The organism is Leptospira sanjuanensis, from assembly GCF_022267375.1.
Taxonomy (GTDB): Bacteria; Spirochaetota; Leptospiria; order Leptospirales; family Leptospiraceae; genus Leptospira; species Leptospira sanjuanensis.
In genome coordinates, this window is the sequence record NZ_JAIZBH010000001.1 from 1,590,721 (window position 1) to 1,604,783 (window position 14,063).

Annotated in this window: 14 protein-coding genes; all 14 read left to right on the top strand. The window is 36.5% G+C overall.

Translation table 11 applies throughout. From position 1 onward, the window contains the following. The 14 genes from LFX17_RS07080 to LFX17_RS07145 all read left to right on the top strand — a co-directional run bounded on the left by LFX17_RS07080 (position 1) and on the right by LFX17_RS07145 (position 14,061). Positions 1 to 702, top strand: a complete 702-nt coding sequence (locus LFX17_RS07080; RefSeq protein ID WP_238729615.1) for an acylneuraminate cytidylyltransferase family protein — start codon at positions 1 to 3, stop codon at positions 700 to 702. After that, complete coding sequence (gene hisF, locus LFX17_RS07085; protein WP_238729616.1) at positions 699 to 1,544, top strand: imidazole glycerol phosphate synthase subunit HisF; 846 nt, start codon at positions 699 to 701, stop codon at positions 1,542 to 1,544. The genes LFX17_RS07080 and hisF overlap by 4 nt, the downstream gene beginning before the upstream one ends. 7 nt (positions 1,545 to 1,551) lie before the next feature. Next, entirely contained in the window at positions 1,552 to 2,238 is a 687-nt protein-coding gene (gene hisH, locus LFX17_RS07090; RefSeq protein WP_238729617.1) for an imidazole glycerol phosphate synthase subunit HisH, read from the top strand. After that, positions 2,239 to 3,405 carry an N-acetyl sugar amidotransferase gene (locus LFX17_RS07095; protein WP_238729618.1) on the top strand — a complete coding sequence of 389 codons (1,167 nt, stop codon included), beginning with the start codon at positions 2,239 to 2,241 and terminating at the stop codon, positions 3,403 to 3,405. After that, entirely contained in the window at positions 3,405 to 4,364 is a 960-nt protein-coding gene (locus tag LFX17_RS07100) for a Gfo/Idh/MocA family oxidoreductase (protein WP_238729619.1), read from the top strand. The genes LFX17_RS07095 and LFX17_RS07100 overlap by 1 nt, the downstream gene beginning before the upstream one ends. Before the next feature lie 20 nt (positions 4,365 to 4,384). Then, positions 4,385 to 5,335, top strand: coding sequence for a Gfo/Idh/MocA family oxidoreductase (locus tag LFX17_RS07105; protein WP_238729621.1), 951 nt, complete (start codon positions 4,385 to 4,387; stop codon positions 5,333 to 5,335). 4 nt (positions 5,336 to 5,339) lie between these two features. Then, on the top strand, positions 5,340 to 6,389 hold the full coding sequence (locus tag LFX17_RS07110; protein WP_238729622.1) for a hypothetical protein: 1,050 nt from the start codon (positions 5,340 to 5,342) through the stop codon (positions 6,387 to 6,389). Positions 6,390 to 6,662: 273 nt separating this feature from the next. Continuing rightward, complete coding sequence (locus tag LFX17_RS07115; RefSeq protein WP_255717766.1) at positions 6,663 to 8,570, top strand: carbamoyltransferase family protein; 1,908 nt, start codon at positions 6,663 to 6,665, stop codon at positions 8,568 to 8,570. 63 nt (positions 8,571 to 8,633) lie between these two features. Beyond that, a complete protein-coding gene (locus LFX17_RS07120; RefSeq protein WP_238729626.1) occupies positions 8,634 to 10,106 on the top strand; it encodes an oligosaccharide flippase family protein in 1,473 nt (490 codons plus the stop codon). A gap of 198 nt (positions 10,107 to 10,304) precedes the next feature. Further along, complete coding sequence (gene tnpA, locus LFX17_RS07125; protein ID WP_118966454.1) at positions 10,305 to 10,592, top strand: IS66 family insertion sequence element accessory protein TnpA; 288 nt, start codon at positions 10,305 to 10,307, stop codon at positions 10,590 to 10,592. Beyond that, positions 10,583 to 10,930: an IS66 family insertion sequence element accessory protein TnpB gene (gene tnpB, locus LFX17_RS07130; RefSeq protein ID WP_118966397.1), complete on the top strand. Its 348-nt coding sequence runs from the start codon at positions 10,583 to 10,585 to the stop codon at positions 10,928 to 10,930. The genes tnpA and tnpB overlap by 10 nt, the downstream gene beginning before the upstream one ends. A gap of 43 nt (positions 10,931 to 10,973) precedes the next feature. Further along, positions 10,974 to 12,551 carry an IS66 family transposase gene (gene tnpC / locus LFX17_RS07135; protein ID WP_118966396.1) on the top strand — a complete coding sequence of 526 codons (1,578 nt, stop codon included), beginning with the start codon at positions 10,974 to 10,976 and terminating at the stop codon, positions 12,549 to 12,551. A 10-nt stretch (positions 12,552 to 12,561) separates the two neighbouring features. Beyond that, positions 12,562 to 13,370, top strand: a protein-coding gene (locus LFX17_RS07140) for an IS5 family transposase (RefSeq protein WP_238729627.1) whose coding sequence is annotated in 2 segments (ribosomal slippage) — positions 12,562 to 12,913 and positions 12,913 to 13,370 — 810 coding nt in all. Because the reading frame shifts where the segments join, the coding sequence is not laid out codon by codon here. Between the two features lie 64 nt (positions 13,371 to 13,434). After that, positions 13,435 to 14,061, top strand: a complete 627-nt coding sequence (locus tag LFX17_RS07145) for a PIG-L deacetylase family protein (RefSeq protein WP_238729629.1) — start codon at positions 13,435 to 13,437, stop codon at positions 14,059 to 14,061. Positions 14,062 to 14,063: the final 2 nt, after the last annotated feature.

Sequence of the window (14,063 nt, forward strand, 5' to 3'; positions counted from 1 at the left end):
TTGTTAGCGAATCAAAAAGTTTTGGCAATTGTACCGGCGCGGGCCGGAAGTAAACGTATTCCGAATAAGAATACTGTTGAAATTGAAAAAAAACCGTTGATTGTCTGGAGTTTGGAAGCTGCTAAGAAATCCCGATATATAGATAAAATTGTGATAAGTACAGACGATCCTAAAATCATTTCGATCGCAAAAGAGATCGGAATCGAGATACCTTTTATTCGACCTAAGGAATTATCGGAAGATTCGACGCCAACGATCGATGTATTAAAACATGTAATACAATTTATGCGCGAGCGTGGTGAAGTTTTTGATCTAATCATATTGCTGCAACCTACTTCTCCACTAAGAACGCATGAAGATATTGATGCTGCCTTGGAAGAAATGTTATCAAAGAGCGCAAATTCGATCATTTCAGTAAACGAAATGGATCATCCCGTTGAGTGGATTAATACTCTTCCAAGCGATTTATCTATGGTTAACTTTTTAAAAAATAAAGAAAAAAGAAGTCAGGAATATTTAAAACAATATAGATTAAATGGGGCAATTTATATCTCGAAGACATTGCCTCTATTAGAGCAAAACACCTTTTTTCAAAGTGAAAAAACTTATGCATTCATAATGGAACCGGACAAATCGATCGACATTGACACTCCTTATGATTTGAAAATAGCATCCTTACTTTTGAAGGAACTTCATTCATGACCGTTCGTATTATCCCTAGACTTGATATAAAAGGTAAAAATTTAGTTAAAGGAATTCATCTAGAAGGACTTCGAGTATTGGGATCACCAGATGCGTTTGCTCGATATTATTATGAGTCGGGTGCCGATGAGCTTTTATATATGGATGTAGTAGCCAGTTTATATGGTACGAATAATCTATCCGCTCTAATTGAACGGACAGCGAGGGAAATTTTTATACCTTTGACCGTAGGTGGTGGGCTGAGGAATGTGGAAGACGTAAATTCCGTACTCCGCGCTGGTGCGGATAAGGTGTGCCTAAATACTGCTGCAATTAAGAACCCTCAAATAATTCGAGATCTATCCGAAAAATTTGGTTCTTCCACCATCGTAATTGCAATCGAAGCTATTCGACAACCGGATGGGCGTTATTTTGCTTTTATAGATAACGGAAGGGAATACACCGGTTTGGAAATTATAGAGTGGGCTACTCGGATTGAGGAATTAGGAGCGGGGGAAATTCTAATTACTTCAGTGGATATGGAAGGCACGGGTAAAGGTTTCAATATCGATTTGATATCTCAGGTCACGAATGCTGTTAATATTCCTGTGATTGCGCATGGTGGGTGTGGTCAAAAGTTACACGCAAAAGAAGTCTTTGATAAAACCGGAGCGGATGCTATAGCAGTAGCGTCTATGTTTCATTACGATAGTCTTGATAACCATCGACTTTTATTCGAACCTGAGCTTGAGGGAAACATCGATTTTTTGAAAAGCGGAAATTCTTTCAAATTGATTGATGAAATCAATATCAGTGAGTTGAAGGATTATTTGGTTAGCCAAAAAGTGAATTGTCGAAATTGAATTTATTATGAGCACTAATATTGCAGAAAAAAATCCAAAAATTTCCATTATAGATTATGGACTCGGAAATCTTTTCAGTGTACAGCAAGCTTGTGAACACGTAGGTTTACGGACACATATCACGCATGATAAGAAATTCATCTTGAGCTCGGATGCCGTTATATTGCCCGGGGTTGGCGCTTTTGGAGACGCAATGAAAAATTTAACTTCCCTAGGGCTCGTAGATTCGATTCGGGAATTTGCGGAATCCGGTAAACCCTTGTTGGGAATTTGTTTAGGAATGCAGTTGCTCTTTTCAAAAAGCTGGGAATTTGGTTTCCATGAAGGATTAAAAATTATTTCCGGTGAAGTAGTAAGAATCCCTAACGAAACGAATGGAAAAGGAAAATTAAGAATTCCGCATATTTCTTGGTCGAAAATTTTCGATAATAAGCCTGTCAGTAATTGGATACACACTCCGTTACATGAAGTTGCTCTGAATTCCTTTATGTATTTTGTGCATTCTTTTTATGTAAAACCAGACTGTTCTGAGAATATTCTATGTTTAACGGATTATGAAGGATTCGAATTTTGTTCTGGCGTAAAAAAAGGAAATGTGTATGCGTTTCAATTTCATCCGGAAAAAAGCGGGAAAATTGGGCTAAAAATTTACGAAAATTTTAAAAATCTAATACATCAATGTGCGAGTGAATAAATGAGAGCTGTTGAACCTAAAAATGTAAAGACAAGATATAATTTACCGGAAGAAATCAGATTTTGTAAAAAATGTACGATCTCAAATCAGCGTCCTCGAATCACGTTTGATGAAAACGGAGTATGCTCTGCTTGTAATTACGCTGTTTACAAACAGACGAAGGTGGATTGGGCGTTACGGGAGAAGGAATTAAAGGAGTTATTGGAAAAGCATCGTAGGGATGACGGTAATTATGATGTTTTGGTTCCATCGAGCGGCGGAAAAGACAGTGCGTTTATCGCTCATGAATTAAAATATAAATATGGAATGAATCCTTTGACCGTAACTTGGTCACCTCATTTATATACCGAAATCGGCTGGAAAAATTTTCAAAACATGATTCATATCGGAGGATTGGATAATATATTATCAACTCCTAATGGAGCGATCCATCGAAGACTCACAAAGTTGTCATTCGAGGTGTTAGGGGACCCGTTTCAACCTTTTATCTTCGGTCAGTATAACTATCCGCTTCAGATTGCGGCTATCCATAAAATTCCTTTGGTTATGTACGGAGAAAACGGAGAGGTGGAATATGGAGGGGATATGAAAAACGCCTATACGCCAACTCGGGATTATCGAGGTGACCAAAAGAAACATTACTTTTCCAATCTTCCTCCCGAAGAAATGACAGAATATGGCATTTCTAAAAATGACCTTTTCCCTTATTTATCTCCTCCTTTGGAGGATCTGGATAAGATTAACACGGAAATTCATTTTTACGGTTATTACAAAAAATGGGTTCCGCAAGAGAATTACTATTATTGTGTCGAGAATACCGGTTTTACTGCAAACCCGGTAAGGAACGAAGGTACGTATTCTAAGTACGCATCGTTAGATGACCAACTCGATGGTTTTCATTATTATTTAATGTTTATCAAATTCGGAATTGGTCGTGCAACTTCTGATTCTGCACATGAGATACGAGATGGACATTTAACCCGAGAGGAAGGGGTACAGTTAGTGCGGAAATTTGACGGAGAGTTCCCAAAAAAATATTTTGATATCTTTCTAAAATACTGTGATATTACCGAAGAGTATTTTAATGAAGTGATCGATAGCTGGAGAGGTGAGCACATTTGGAGTAAAGAGAATGGCGTCTGGAAACTGAATAAGCAGGTCGAATAGTGGACATTTTAACTATTGGATTTGGATCGATCGGTTCACGGCATATTCAATCTTTAGTAGATTCGGTTTCAGAATTGAATCGGATTTATATATTAGAGTTATCGGACGAAAGCTACGAACAAAGTATAAAACGGATTTCCTTAAACCTGGCAAAGGTCATAAGAATTCGGGACCTATCCGAATTAGGGGAAAAAACTGTAGAATTGTGCATTATCGCCACAACGGCTGATGTACGTTATGATGTGATGATGGAGCTTTTAAATACCAAAGTATCAGTTAAGTATATGCTCCTTGAAAAAGTTGTCTTTCAATCGCTTGATCAATTTGAAAGAGCAATTATGAAAATGAAAGCTAAAAATATTGCGACATTCGTAAACTTTGTCTACCGTTATTATCCTAATATGATTCTTTTAAAAGAAAAATTAAAGGAAAAGTCAAAGCGATTGAGTATGCAAGTAATCGCCGGCGACATTGGTTTAGGATGCAACGCAATTCATTACATGGATCTTTTTGAATATTTAACCAATTCGAAGATATCCGAGTATTCCTCTCTTTTGAATGAATCCCCAAAACCTCATAAGCGAGGTTCAAGATTTCGAGAATACACGGGTGTTCTGAATTATAAGAATTCGATAGGCGATAATCTTTTTCTCTACTTTGATTCAAGTAACGATTTTGCTCCTACAGTAAAAATAGATATTGAAACAAGTCTGTATTTATTTTCCGAAGGCGAGAGGAGTGAATATCAGTATAAAGTCGGACAGATTCCTGAAAAAAGAAAATATCATATGACTCCGACAAGTCAACTGACCGCTTCGATTTTTCGAGATATGCAACTCTCAAAATGCAATCTTCCGTTGCTTGAAGAAACATACAGAACTCATAGGTTTTTATTTTTACCTATATTTGATCTATTGCAAGTAAGAAATACAAACGAGCATCTATGTCCAGTTACATGATATCAAAATATCGGAATGATTTGAATGAATTTCAAGATGAAATAATATTAATTGGTACCGGCTATATGGCTCGCGAATATGCAAAGGTACTTAAGGCTCAAAATAGAAAGTTTTACGTAGTCGGTAGAAGTGTAAAGTCCTGCGATTCATTTACTAAAGAAACAGGGGTAATTGCGTTTTCCGGTGAAATTGCGAATTTTGATTTCTCGGGAAAAAAAATTTCAAAGGCTGTTATCGCTGTAAATGAAGATCAATTATTTAACGTTACCAGAACTTGCATTGATATTGGAATAAAAAGTATTCTTTTAGAAAAACCTGGATCTTTGTATTTGAGCAATCTCATTGAACTCAGTGAACACGCAGAAAGTGCGAAGACGGATATTTATATCGCTTATAATCGAAGATTTTATGCGTCCACTTTGAAGGCTATAGATATTATTCAAACATCCGGTGGAGTATTATCTTTTAATTTTGAATTTACGGAATGGAAAAATAAGGTAGAAAATTTTGGTTTTTCGAAAGAGATATTGGCTAGTTGGTTTATAGTAAATTCTTCGCATTTGGTTGATCTAAGTTTTTTTCTTTGTGGAGATCCAGAAATTTTTAATTCATATAAAGTATCACACATTGATTGGCATCCTGCCGGTTCGATTTTTTCGGGAGCAGGTAGGACAAAAAATAATGCTTTATTTACTTATTCAGCCAATTGGCAATCCGCCGGATCTTGGGCTTTGGAAATCAATACTCAAAAGGAGAGACTAATTTTTAAGCCTGTAGAAAAGCTAAAATTTCAGAAAATCGATAGTAGGGAAGTAGAAGAATATCAACTTGAAGACGAGCTTGATTTGTTATATAAGCCTGGATTATTCAGACAAACATATTTCTTTTTAATTAACAAAAAAAAAGATTTTTGTATGCTGAAAGATCAAATTGAAAGATTTGGAATATATAATAAAATACTAAATCCGTAATTTTATGATTAAAATTTTTAGCATCTCCTTTTTGTATAAGTTGAAGAAGTCATTTGAGAAGATTCGAAATTATTTCTATCGATTCATTATAAAATATAAGCTGCCGATCAAAATTCATCCGATTTATATTTATTATCCGCATCATTTCGATTATTCAGGCATGCTTGAGTTTCGTCCGTTTGTGATGATGATGCATGAAGCGAATTTTAGGTCCAAAGCGATAAATACAGATGAGTTTGGCCTTCGTGAGCAATATTTTAAAAAAACCGGAGAATTTCTAAAAATTCGGCAACTCAAGAGAGATTTAGATCATTGCAATCTTATAACTGGCGGAAGCACCGTTTTCGGAACAAATGCTTCATCGGATAAGGAAACAATTGCATACCATCTATCAACGGACGTACCTTTTATAAATTTCGGTATTCGAGGAGGAACGAGTCAACAGGAAGTGATTGAATTCTTACTTCTAAAGAAGTTTTTGCCGACTTTAAAGAATATAGTACTTTTATCAGGTATTAATAACTTCTCACTGGCGTCGATCAATGCGCCAATTCAATTTCCCGAATTTGGATCAACGTTTTATCAGGATATTTTTTTCGGTAAAGATTTTATCGTATCGAAAAATCGTAAGATTCCTAAGCAAAATTTCAAAAGAAAACTTGAGATACTAACTTCTATTTTATTGAATGATTTGGATACTTGGAAAGGTTTGCAAACATCCGGAAATTCTAAAGTACATTACGTATTGCAGCCTGTGGTTGGCTGGACGCAAAAAAAATTGACCCATCTTGAAAAGTTATGCATTGACGCTGACATAAAGATTTTCGGTAAACTACATGAAATATACTGGGATCAGGAATTGTATGTTGAATATTCACAGACAATTCGAAATGCCTGCGAATTATATGGGATTGAGTTTCATGATTCTAACGAATGGTTGAACGATCCTCGCTTTGAAAACGAAACTGTTTTTACGGATATTTGTCATTTGACGGACCATGGAAATTTAATTTTAGCAGAATTACTGTCTAAGAAATTAAAGTGGGTAAATTGAAATGGGAATCATTGTTAGAGCGTTTAGTAAAATCTATATTTTTTGTCTTTATCATTTTAAAGATATCTATGAGTTGAATTCGAATGAAGATCGAGACCTAAGTGTAAGTGATTCAAATTACCCGTTCTATTAAAGGACTAAGTGTTATAATAATGAAAATTTTTTATTGGATTATTTCCTTATTTGCAAAAAAAAAATCTAAAGAATTAGAGACAAATTGGAACAAAGAAGAAAAATTCTCTAGTCCATATTCAGCTTATTAAATTAGAATTTATGTATATACTCGGCATTTCAGCATATTATCACGATTCGGCAGTCTGTTTGATTGAAGATGGTAAAATCGTTTTTGCAGCTCAAGAGGAACGGTATACGCGGAAAAAGCACGACCCAAATTTTCCGATTAATGCCTTAAAGAAAGCGTTGGAATTTTGCTCGATAAGCGTAGACGAAATTTCATACGTAGGTTTTTACGAAAAACCTCATTTGAAATTTCATCGGCTTCTTCAAAATTTTGCAGATTTTTATCCACAAGGAAATCAGACTTTTTCAAAAGCTATTTCTACTTGGATAGACTTTAAACTGTGGATCCCGGAGATTATAAGAAAAGAGATAATCGCACTATCCCCATCCAGAGCAAAAGATATGCTTTGGGATGGGAAAGTAATTTTTTCTGAGCATCATAAATCTCATGCGGCTTCCGCCTTTTACCCTTCTCCGTTTAAAGAGGCTGCCATTCTCGTAGCGGATGGGGTCGGCGAATTTGCTACTACTAGTATGTGGTTGGGAAAAGAAGATGTTCGATCCGTTCCGACAATTTCCTTTTTGAAGGATATGCATTTTCCGCATTCATTAGGTATGTTATATTCTGCTTTTACCTATTATTTAGGTTTCAAAGTGAATTCTGGGGAATATAAAGTAATGGGATTAGCTCCTTATGGAGAGCCAAAATACGCGAAACAAATTATCGATCGATTTGTAAATTTAAAATCGGATGGTTCTTTTGAGTTGAATATGGATTATTTTTCATTTCCGTACGATGACGTTATGATTCGTGAAGGTTTTGATGAGGTAATGGGTTTTCCGCGAAGAAAGGCTGAAGACCGATTAGAACCATTTCATTTTGATATTGCTGCTTCATTACAATCAGTTTTAGAAAATATTTTATTAGGTATAGTCAAACATATTCATAAAGAAACTAAGATGGAGAACTTATGTATGGCCGGTGGAGTCGCATTGAACTGCGTCGCCAATGGAAAAATTTTCTATAATTCTGGTTTCAACGATATTTGGATCCAGCCTGCCGCTGGAGATGCAGGCGGTGCCGTTGGCGTTGCTTATTATATATGGCATGAAGTATTAAAAGAACGTAAAGCAGTCCGAAAAAACCAATGTGACGATTTGATGTCGGGCTGCTATTTGGGTGAATATTATCATCCCGACGAAGTTAAAAGTGAATTGATAAAAAGACAAATTCCTTTTCAGGAGATTAAAAGAGAGGAGTTTTCAAATGTAGTATCCGATCTCCTTACTGAAGGAAACGTTATCGGATGGTTCCAGGGTAGAATGGAATTTGGTCCTCGAGCTTTAGGAGGGCGCTCTATCATCGCGGATCCGCGTTCAAGGGATATGCAAAAAAAACTGAATTTAAAGATTAAATTTCGCGAGTCCTTCCGACCTTTCGCTCCTTCAATTTTATGGGATAGGGTACAAGATTGGTTTGAGCTACTCGGAAAACCTGATTCAAAGCTGGTTAATGATCAGAAGGGATATGCTTCTCATTATATGTTAATGGTGGCTAGTGTTAATCAAGATCGATCGATTGAAATGTCCGAAAAGGAAAAAGCATTAAATGGTATTGACAAACTAAATGTAGTACGTTCAGAGATTCCTTCCTGTACGCATGTCGATTACTCTGCCAGAATTCAAACCGTTAGGAAAGAGTATAATTCCGCATTTTTCGAATTGATCGATTCTTTTTTTTATAAGACTGGAGTTCCAATTCTTGTCAATACCTCATTTAATGTTCGAGGTGAGCCAATTGTTTGTAGACCGATGGATGCGATCAATTGCTTCTTGGGTACTCATATGGATTACCTCGCGATTGAAAATATTATCGTCTCCAAAAAGGATATCCCTTCATCCATGTTACTTGATTACAAAGATAAGTTTGATTTGGATTAGTTCGAAGCGAAAGAACAATCGTAGTTAGAGTTTGAGCCTAAATTTAATCGTAATTTTATTTAAGTGCCTTTATTTAAAATTAAAAATATAGTCGACCGAATACGTTCTCTTGAATTCGGTTTTTCTGAGATACTGCTTCATTATCGAAATTATCTCTTCGGTGCCGGCTCGATTGCAATTATCAAGTTTATATCTATACCAGTATATACAACTTATCTTACACCGGATCAATTTGGTTATTTCTCTCTTTTAGAAAGCTATAGTCAGCTTTTAATTATAACGATGACATTGAATTTGCACGCTAGTATAGGTAGGTTTTCATATGATGAACGTGCCGATTATAAGATCTTTTATGGATCCGTGATCGTTGGCTGCTCGGTAATTCTTTTTATCTGTTCAACATCGTTCTTATATTTTGAAAAAGAAATTGGAAAATATTTAAAGTTACCGGTCGGATTGATACGTTTTATTCCTTTGATTGTTTTTTTTGGGGTAGTTCAATCCTTTTTTGTTCAAACATTACAGCCTCAAAAAAAAAGCGGAATAATATCGATTGCTTTACTTATTTTACATCTATTGACTTTTATATTTTCCTTCTTTTTGTTGGTATTGGTTCAGTGGGATAATGCGCCATATTATGCTCTTGCTTTTGGTCAAGTTTTTGCGTTTTTCATTGCATCAATTTTTTTTATTTATTCTATCCGCGAATCGATCGTTTTTCGTTTCAGAATTCAGCTATTTCGAGAAGCAGTCTTTTATTCGTTTCCGCTTCTTTTTTACACTCTGAGCGGTACAGTTATTAATCAGATTGATCGCGTTATGATAAATCATTATCAAGGCCCCTTTGAAACGGGTTTGTATAGCGCTGCTTCGGATCTTGGGATGTTTATGGGTACTTTTCAGGCTTTAATAAATAGCGCTTGGTACCCTTTTTACTTTGAGTATATGAAGAATGCAGATTATATTTCACATGACCGAGATGTTCGATTTAATTTTGCGATCATTGCTTTTTCTGCTACTGCATTTATTTTCTTTTCGAAGGAATTCTTTTCATTGCTTACTCATTCTAATTATCATGTTGCTCATACAGTAATACCGATTGTGATATTGTCTTATGTTTTTCATTTTCTATTTTATGTATATGGTGGAAGAAATATCGACTATTTAAAAAAGACAATATATTTATCAGTAATTGTTTTTATCGCGGCGCTGATCAATATTATATTGAATTTTTTATGGATTCCAAGTTTTGGTTATGTTGCCGCTGCTTATTCAACATTGATTTCATATATATTGATGATGGTGATGGCTTATATAGTGAATCGGTTTTTGCTTAAATTGCATTCCCCTTCTTTCGCTTTTTTCGGTACGGCACTATTAGTTTTAGCTTTTGATATTTTCATTTATAATTTTCTCTTTCTGGAAGCGATTGAATATGATAATTTACTGCCTAGATTCTTTCTGTTGATTTTATCCGGACTTCTTTATTTTAAAGATACTGTCGTCTCTTTATGTCGCCGTTTTAATTTTTCTTGAATGTTTCAGAAGAGTCGATCTAAAAAAATGATTCGATGTCTTTCGATTTGTCCCGTTTCTCTGATAACTAAAATACTTAGAGCTTGTCCCAAAACTTTCTTGTACATAAATCTCTAAATGTAATATATAGAGAATGAAAGTAAGCGCCTAAACAACCGCACCTTTTTCTAATCGTATAAATGTTGTAAACTGTCTTTGATGAAAAAAACGAAAATAGATTGGCCCAAAGAGTTTGATGACTTTTCAAAGAGTGGACTTTCCCAGCCTCAGTATTGTAAAGAAAGACACCTCAAATACACGACGTTTCGATATCATTGGGAGAGACGTTCTAAGCATTCAGAGAAGAACGACTTTGTAGAAATTCCTCCTTCCTCGACAAATTCTCAGTCATTGGTAGAAGCCGAATTTTTGACCCTAAAGATAGATACGTCGGGGAAGGCATCGCTCCAAGTAAACGTTCAGTTTAGTTTAGGACGATGGAGTTAAATCCCGGAAACAGAAAAGTGTATCTTCGACCTGGGGCGACGGATTTAAGGAAATCGATCAATACGCTCTCTGTAATCGTAGAAGGAAAGATGAAAAAAGATCCGTATTCGGCGAGCGTCTTTCTCTTCTGCAATCGCAAGAAAGATAAACTGAAGATGCTCTACTGGGATAAGAGCGGGTTTTGCCTTTGGCAGAAGAGACTGGAAGAGAGTAAATTCCCGTGGCCGAACTCAGAGGAGGAAGTGCATAAAATACCCGTTGAAAGGTTTCATTGGCTATTGAATGGGATCGATTTTTTCAAAGAGCACAAGAAACTAAAATACAAGAATGTCAGTTGAAAATGTTTGACTCAAGAAAAGAAAGTATTAAGACTGAATCCGAATGTCTTTGGATCTAAACTCTCTTCCTGATGATGTAGAAGAACTAAAAAGAATCATTATATTAGAGAATAATAAATATCAGGAAGAATTACGACTCCAAAAACAGAAAGAATCCGAACATTTGGATCAGATCGAGAGATTGAAGATCCAGCTTTTCGGGAGAAAGACTGAGAAATGGAGTCAGATCGAAAAAGATCAAGGATTTCTTTTTAACGAAATAGAAAGCTCCTTGCAAGAAGATTCTCCTGAACCCGAAGAAGAAAGTCTTTTTAGTCCTGTTAAAAGCCATACAAGAAAGAAGACGGGAAGAAAACCTTTCCCGGACTACTTTCCAAGAATCGAAATCCTACATGATATTCCTGAAATTGATAAAACCTGTTCTTGTGGTCACGAGCTTACTCGTATCGGAGAAGACAAGTCCGAGAAGTTAGATATTATCCCGGCTAAAATACAAGTCGAAGTTCATATTCGCCCTAAGTATGCGTGTAAGCATTGTGAAGGAACTTCTGATGAAACTCTACCTGTCGTAAGAATCGCGCCGGTTCCCCATCAGATCGCTGAGAAGAGTATGCTTTCTTCCGGATTCTTAGCTCACACGCTTACTCAAAAGTTTGCGGATGCTCTTCCGTTTTACAGACAAGCCGGGATTCTCCAGAGATCGGGAGTGGATATTTCAAGGAGCACCCTTTCCAATACCGCAATTCAAGTTTTTGAAAAACTTTCTCCGATGATCGAGGATGTGAGAAGGGAACTTTTCAAATCGAAGTATTTGCAGATCGATGAGACGATTCTTCAAGTGTTAAACGAAGAAGGAAAGTTGAATACATCCAAATCGTATATGTGGGTGATCCGAGGGTTCATCAGAGAAAAGCCCGTTGTTCTCTATCATTATGAGCCGAGTCGGAGCGCTAAGTTTTTAGAAGAATGGATCCAGGGATTTGAAGGAATCATCCAAACGGACGGTTTTGAATCTTACGATTCTTTGTTGAAAGTTAAATCTAAGATTCTTCACGCGGGATGTTGGAATCATGCGAGGAGGAGATTTTTCGAAATTCTAAAAATCGATTCTAAGAATGTGCAAGCAGAATGGATCGTAAAGAAAATCGGTAAGCTTTATACAATCGAGTCAAAAGCTAAGGTAGAAAGTTTAAGTTCTGAAGAACATCTGAAACTCAGGCAATCCGAATCTAAGCCTATCGTTGATGAGATTCGTTCTTGGATGAACAAACGGATCGTCGAAGTTGCTCCCAAATCTTCTATGGGAAAAGCGCTCTCTTATCTTTCTGGCCAGTGGGAAAAACTGCTTCTCTTTTTGGATCATCCGGAATTGCAATTAGATACGAATCTCGTTGAGAACGACATTCGTCCTTTTGTGATCGGTAGAAAAAACTGGCTCTTCTCCGGTTGTCCACAAGGGGCAACTGCGAGCGCGGGATTCTATTCGTTAATTCAAAATGCAAAGATCTCAGGTATCGATCCTTACGCTTATTTACGAGATCTTTTTAAGTCTTGGGAAACGATACCGAGAAGTCTTTCTTGCGAGGATCTGCCAAAAAACGGTGGGCTTGTGGTTCGTTAGGCGGTTACGAATGAAATCGCAATTAGGACATTTAGATATTCCGGAGCCGATCTGGCTCAAATTAAAGCAGTTACTTCCTAAGGATAGAAGAATCATTTCTAATGGCGGACGACCTCGCTTAGATGATAGGACGGTGCTTGCCGCAATATTTTATCGAGTTAAAACAGGAGTTCCTTGGCGATATATGCCTCCGATGTTCGGCAGCAAATCGACTCTTCATCGAAGATTTCAAGAATGGGTAGAAGCAGGTATTTTTGATAAAATTCATAAAGAAGCTTTAAAGCTCTATGATCATTCTATAAAGATCCGAACGAAAAGAATGGCGGCGGATGGAAGTCAAGCGAGGGCTCCAAAAGGGGGCTTTTCACCGGACCAAATCCGACGGACCGTGGTAAAAGAGGCGTTAAAAGACATATACTCGTTGATCGATTAGGGGCACCAATTTCTTTTGTGATCTCTCAATCCGGGACCCACGATTCAAAACTTCTCGCTTCGACGTTAGATAACTTTCGATTTTTTAGAAATAAAAAACGTTTGAAACCCGAGATATTGTCCCTCGACAAAGCCTATATTGGACAAGCGATTAAGAACAATCTAAAAAAAAGAAGAATTCGATATAGAATTCCAAATAAAAAGAATACAAAGATTCCTGAATATATTCGACCCTTAAAAAAGTTTCGGTGGGTCGTTGAGAGAACTTTTGCTTGGATTAATTCTTTTCGAGCCGCTAAAACATGTTGGGAATTTAAAGAAAATAATTACATGGCAATTTTCAAAATCACTTTTACTCTGATTCTCTTAAGAATGGTTTTGAAGTAGTTTTGGAACAAGCTCTTAATATCGATCGATTCTTTAAATTATTTGTGAGTATGATTCAATAAAAATGAAAATTTTGGCGATTGGAGCCCATTTTGATGATGTGGAACTTGGATGCGGAGGAGCATTGTTAAAATGGAAAAGTGAGGGACACCACGTTGCAATTTACGTTGCAACTAAATCCGGTTATGAGAGTGAATCCGGAAATGTAATTAGAAGTAATTCGGACGCTCTTCGAGAAGGAAAAGAAAGTGCATTAAAAATTGGGGCCGAACTTTTCGAAGGTAATTTTCCGACCTTTCATATCGAGGCAAACGAAGGATTACATAAAAGTTTATTGAACGTTTTGGATCATTGTTCTCCCGATCTTTTACTCGTTCATTGGAATGGCGATGTGCATCATGATCATAGAGTTCTTGCGGATGCAACACTTCATGTTTCAAAACGGGTCCGAAAAATTATTTTTTATCGAAGCAACTGGTATCAATCGGCACAAAATTTTACTGCAAATTACTTTGTGGATATAACTGCTTATCTTGATCAGAAAGTTGAGCTGATCAAGATTCATCAATCCGAATTCAAAAGAACCTTTGGGAAGTGGGAACGTTATATTAAATCGCAAGCCGAATACTACGGTTTTATTGCCGGATGCAGTTATGCAGAAGGCTTTCATGTTTTACGATGGTTGGAGTAAGT

Excerpts from the sequence above, each read along its gene's own strand:
- tnpC (WP_118966396.1), top strand. The coding sequence starts at position 10,974 with ATGTCTTTGGATCTAAACTCTCTTCCTGATGATGTAGAAGAACTAAAA.
- LFX17_RS07095 (WP_238729618.1), top strand. The coding sequence starts at position 2,239 with ATGAGAGCTGTTGAACCTAAAAATGTAAAGACAAGATATAATTTACCG.
- LFX17_RS07115 (WP_255717766.1), top strand. The coding sequence starts at position 6,663 with ATGTATATACTCGGCATTTCAGCATATTATCACGATTCGGCAGTCTGT.
- LFX17_RS07110 (WP_238729622.1), top strand. The coding sequence starts at position 5,340 with ATGATTAAAATTTTTAGCATCTCCTTTTTGTATAAGTTGAAGAAGTCA.
- hisF (WP_238729616.1), top strand. The coding sequence starts at position 699 with ATGACCGTTCGTATTATCCCTAGACTTGATATAAAAGGTAAAAATTTA.
- tnpA (WP_118966454.1), top strand. The coding sequence starts at position 10,305 with ATGAAAAAAACGAAAATAGATTGGCCCAAAGAGTTTGATGACTTTTCA.
- LFX17_RS07145 (WP_238729629.1), top strand. The coding sequence starts at position 13,435 with ATGAAAATTTTGGCGATTGGAGCCCATTTTGATGATGTGGAACTTGGA.
- tnpB (WP_118966397.1), top strand. The coding sequence starts at position 10,583 with ATGGAGTTAAATCCCGGAAACAGAAAAGTGTATCTTCGACCTGGGGCG.
- hisH (WP_238729617.1), top strand. The coding sequence starts at position 1,552 with ATGAGCACTAATATTGCAGAAAAAAATCCAAAAATTTCCATTATAGAT.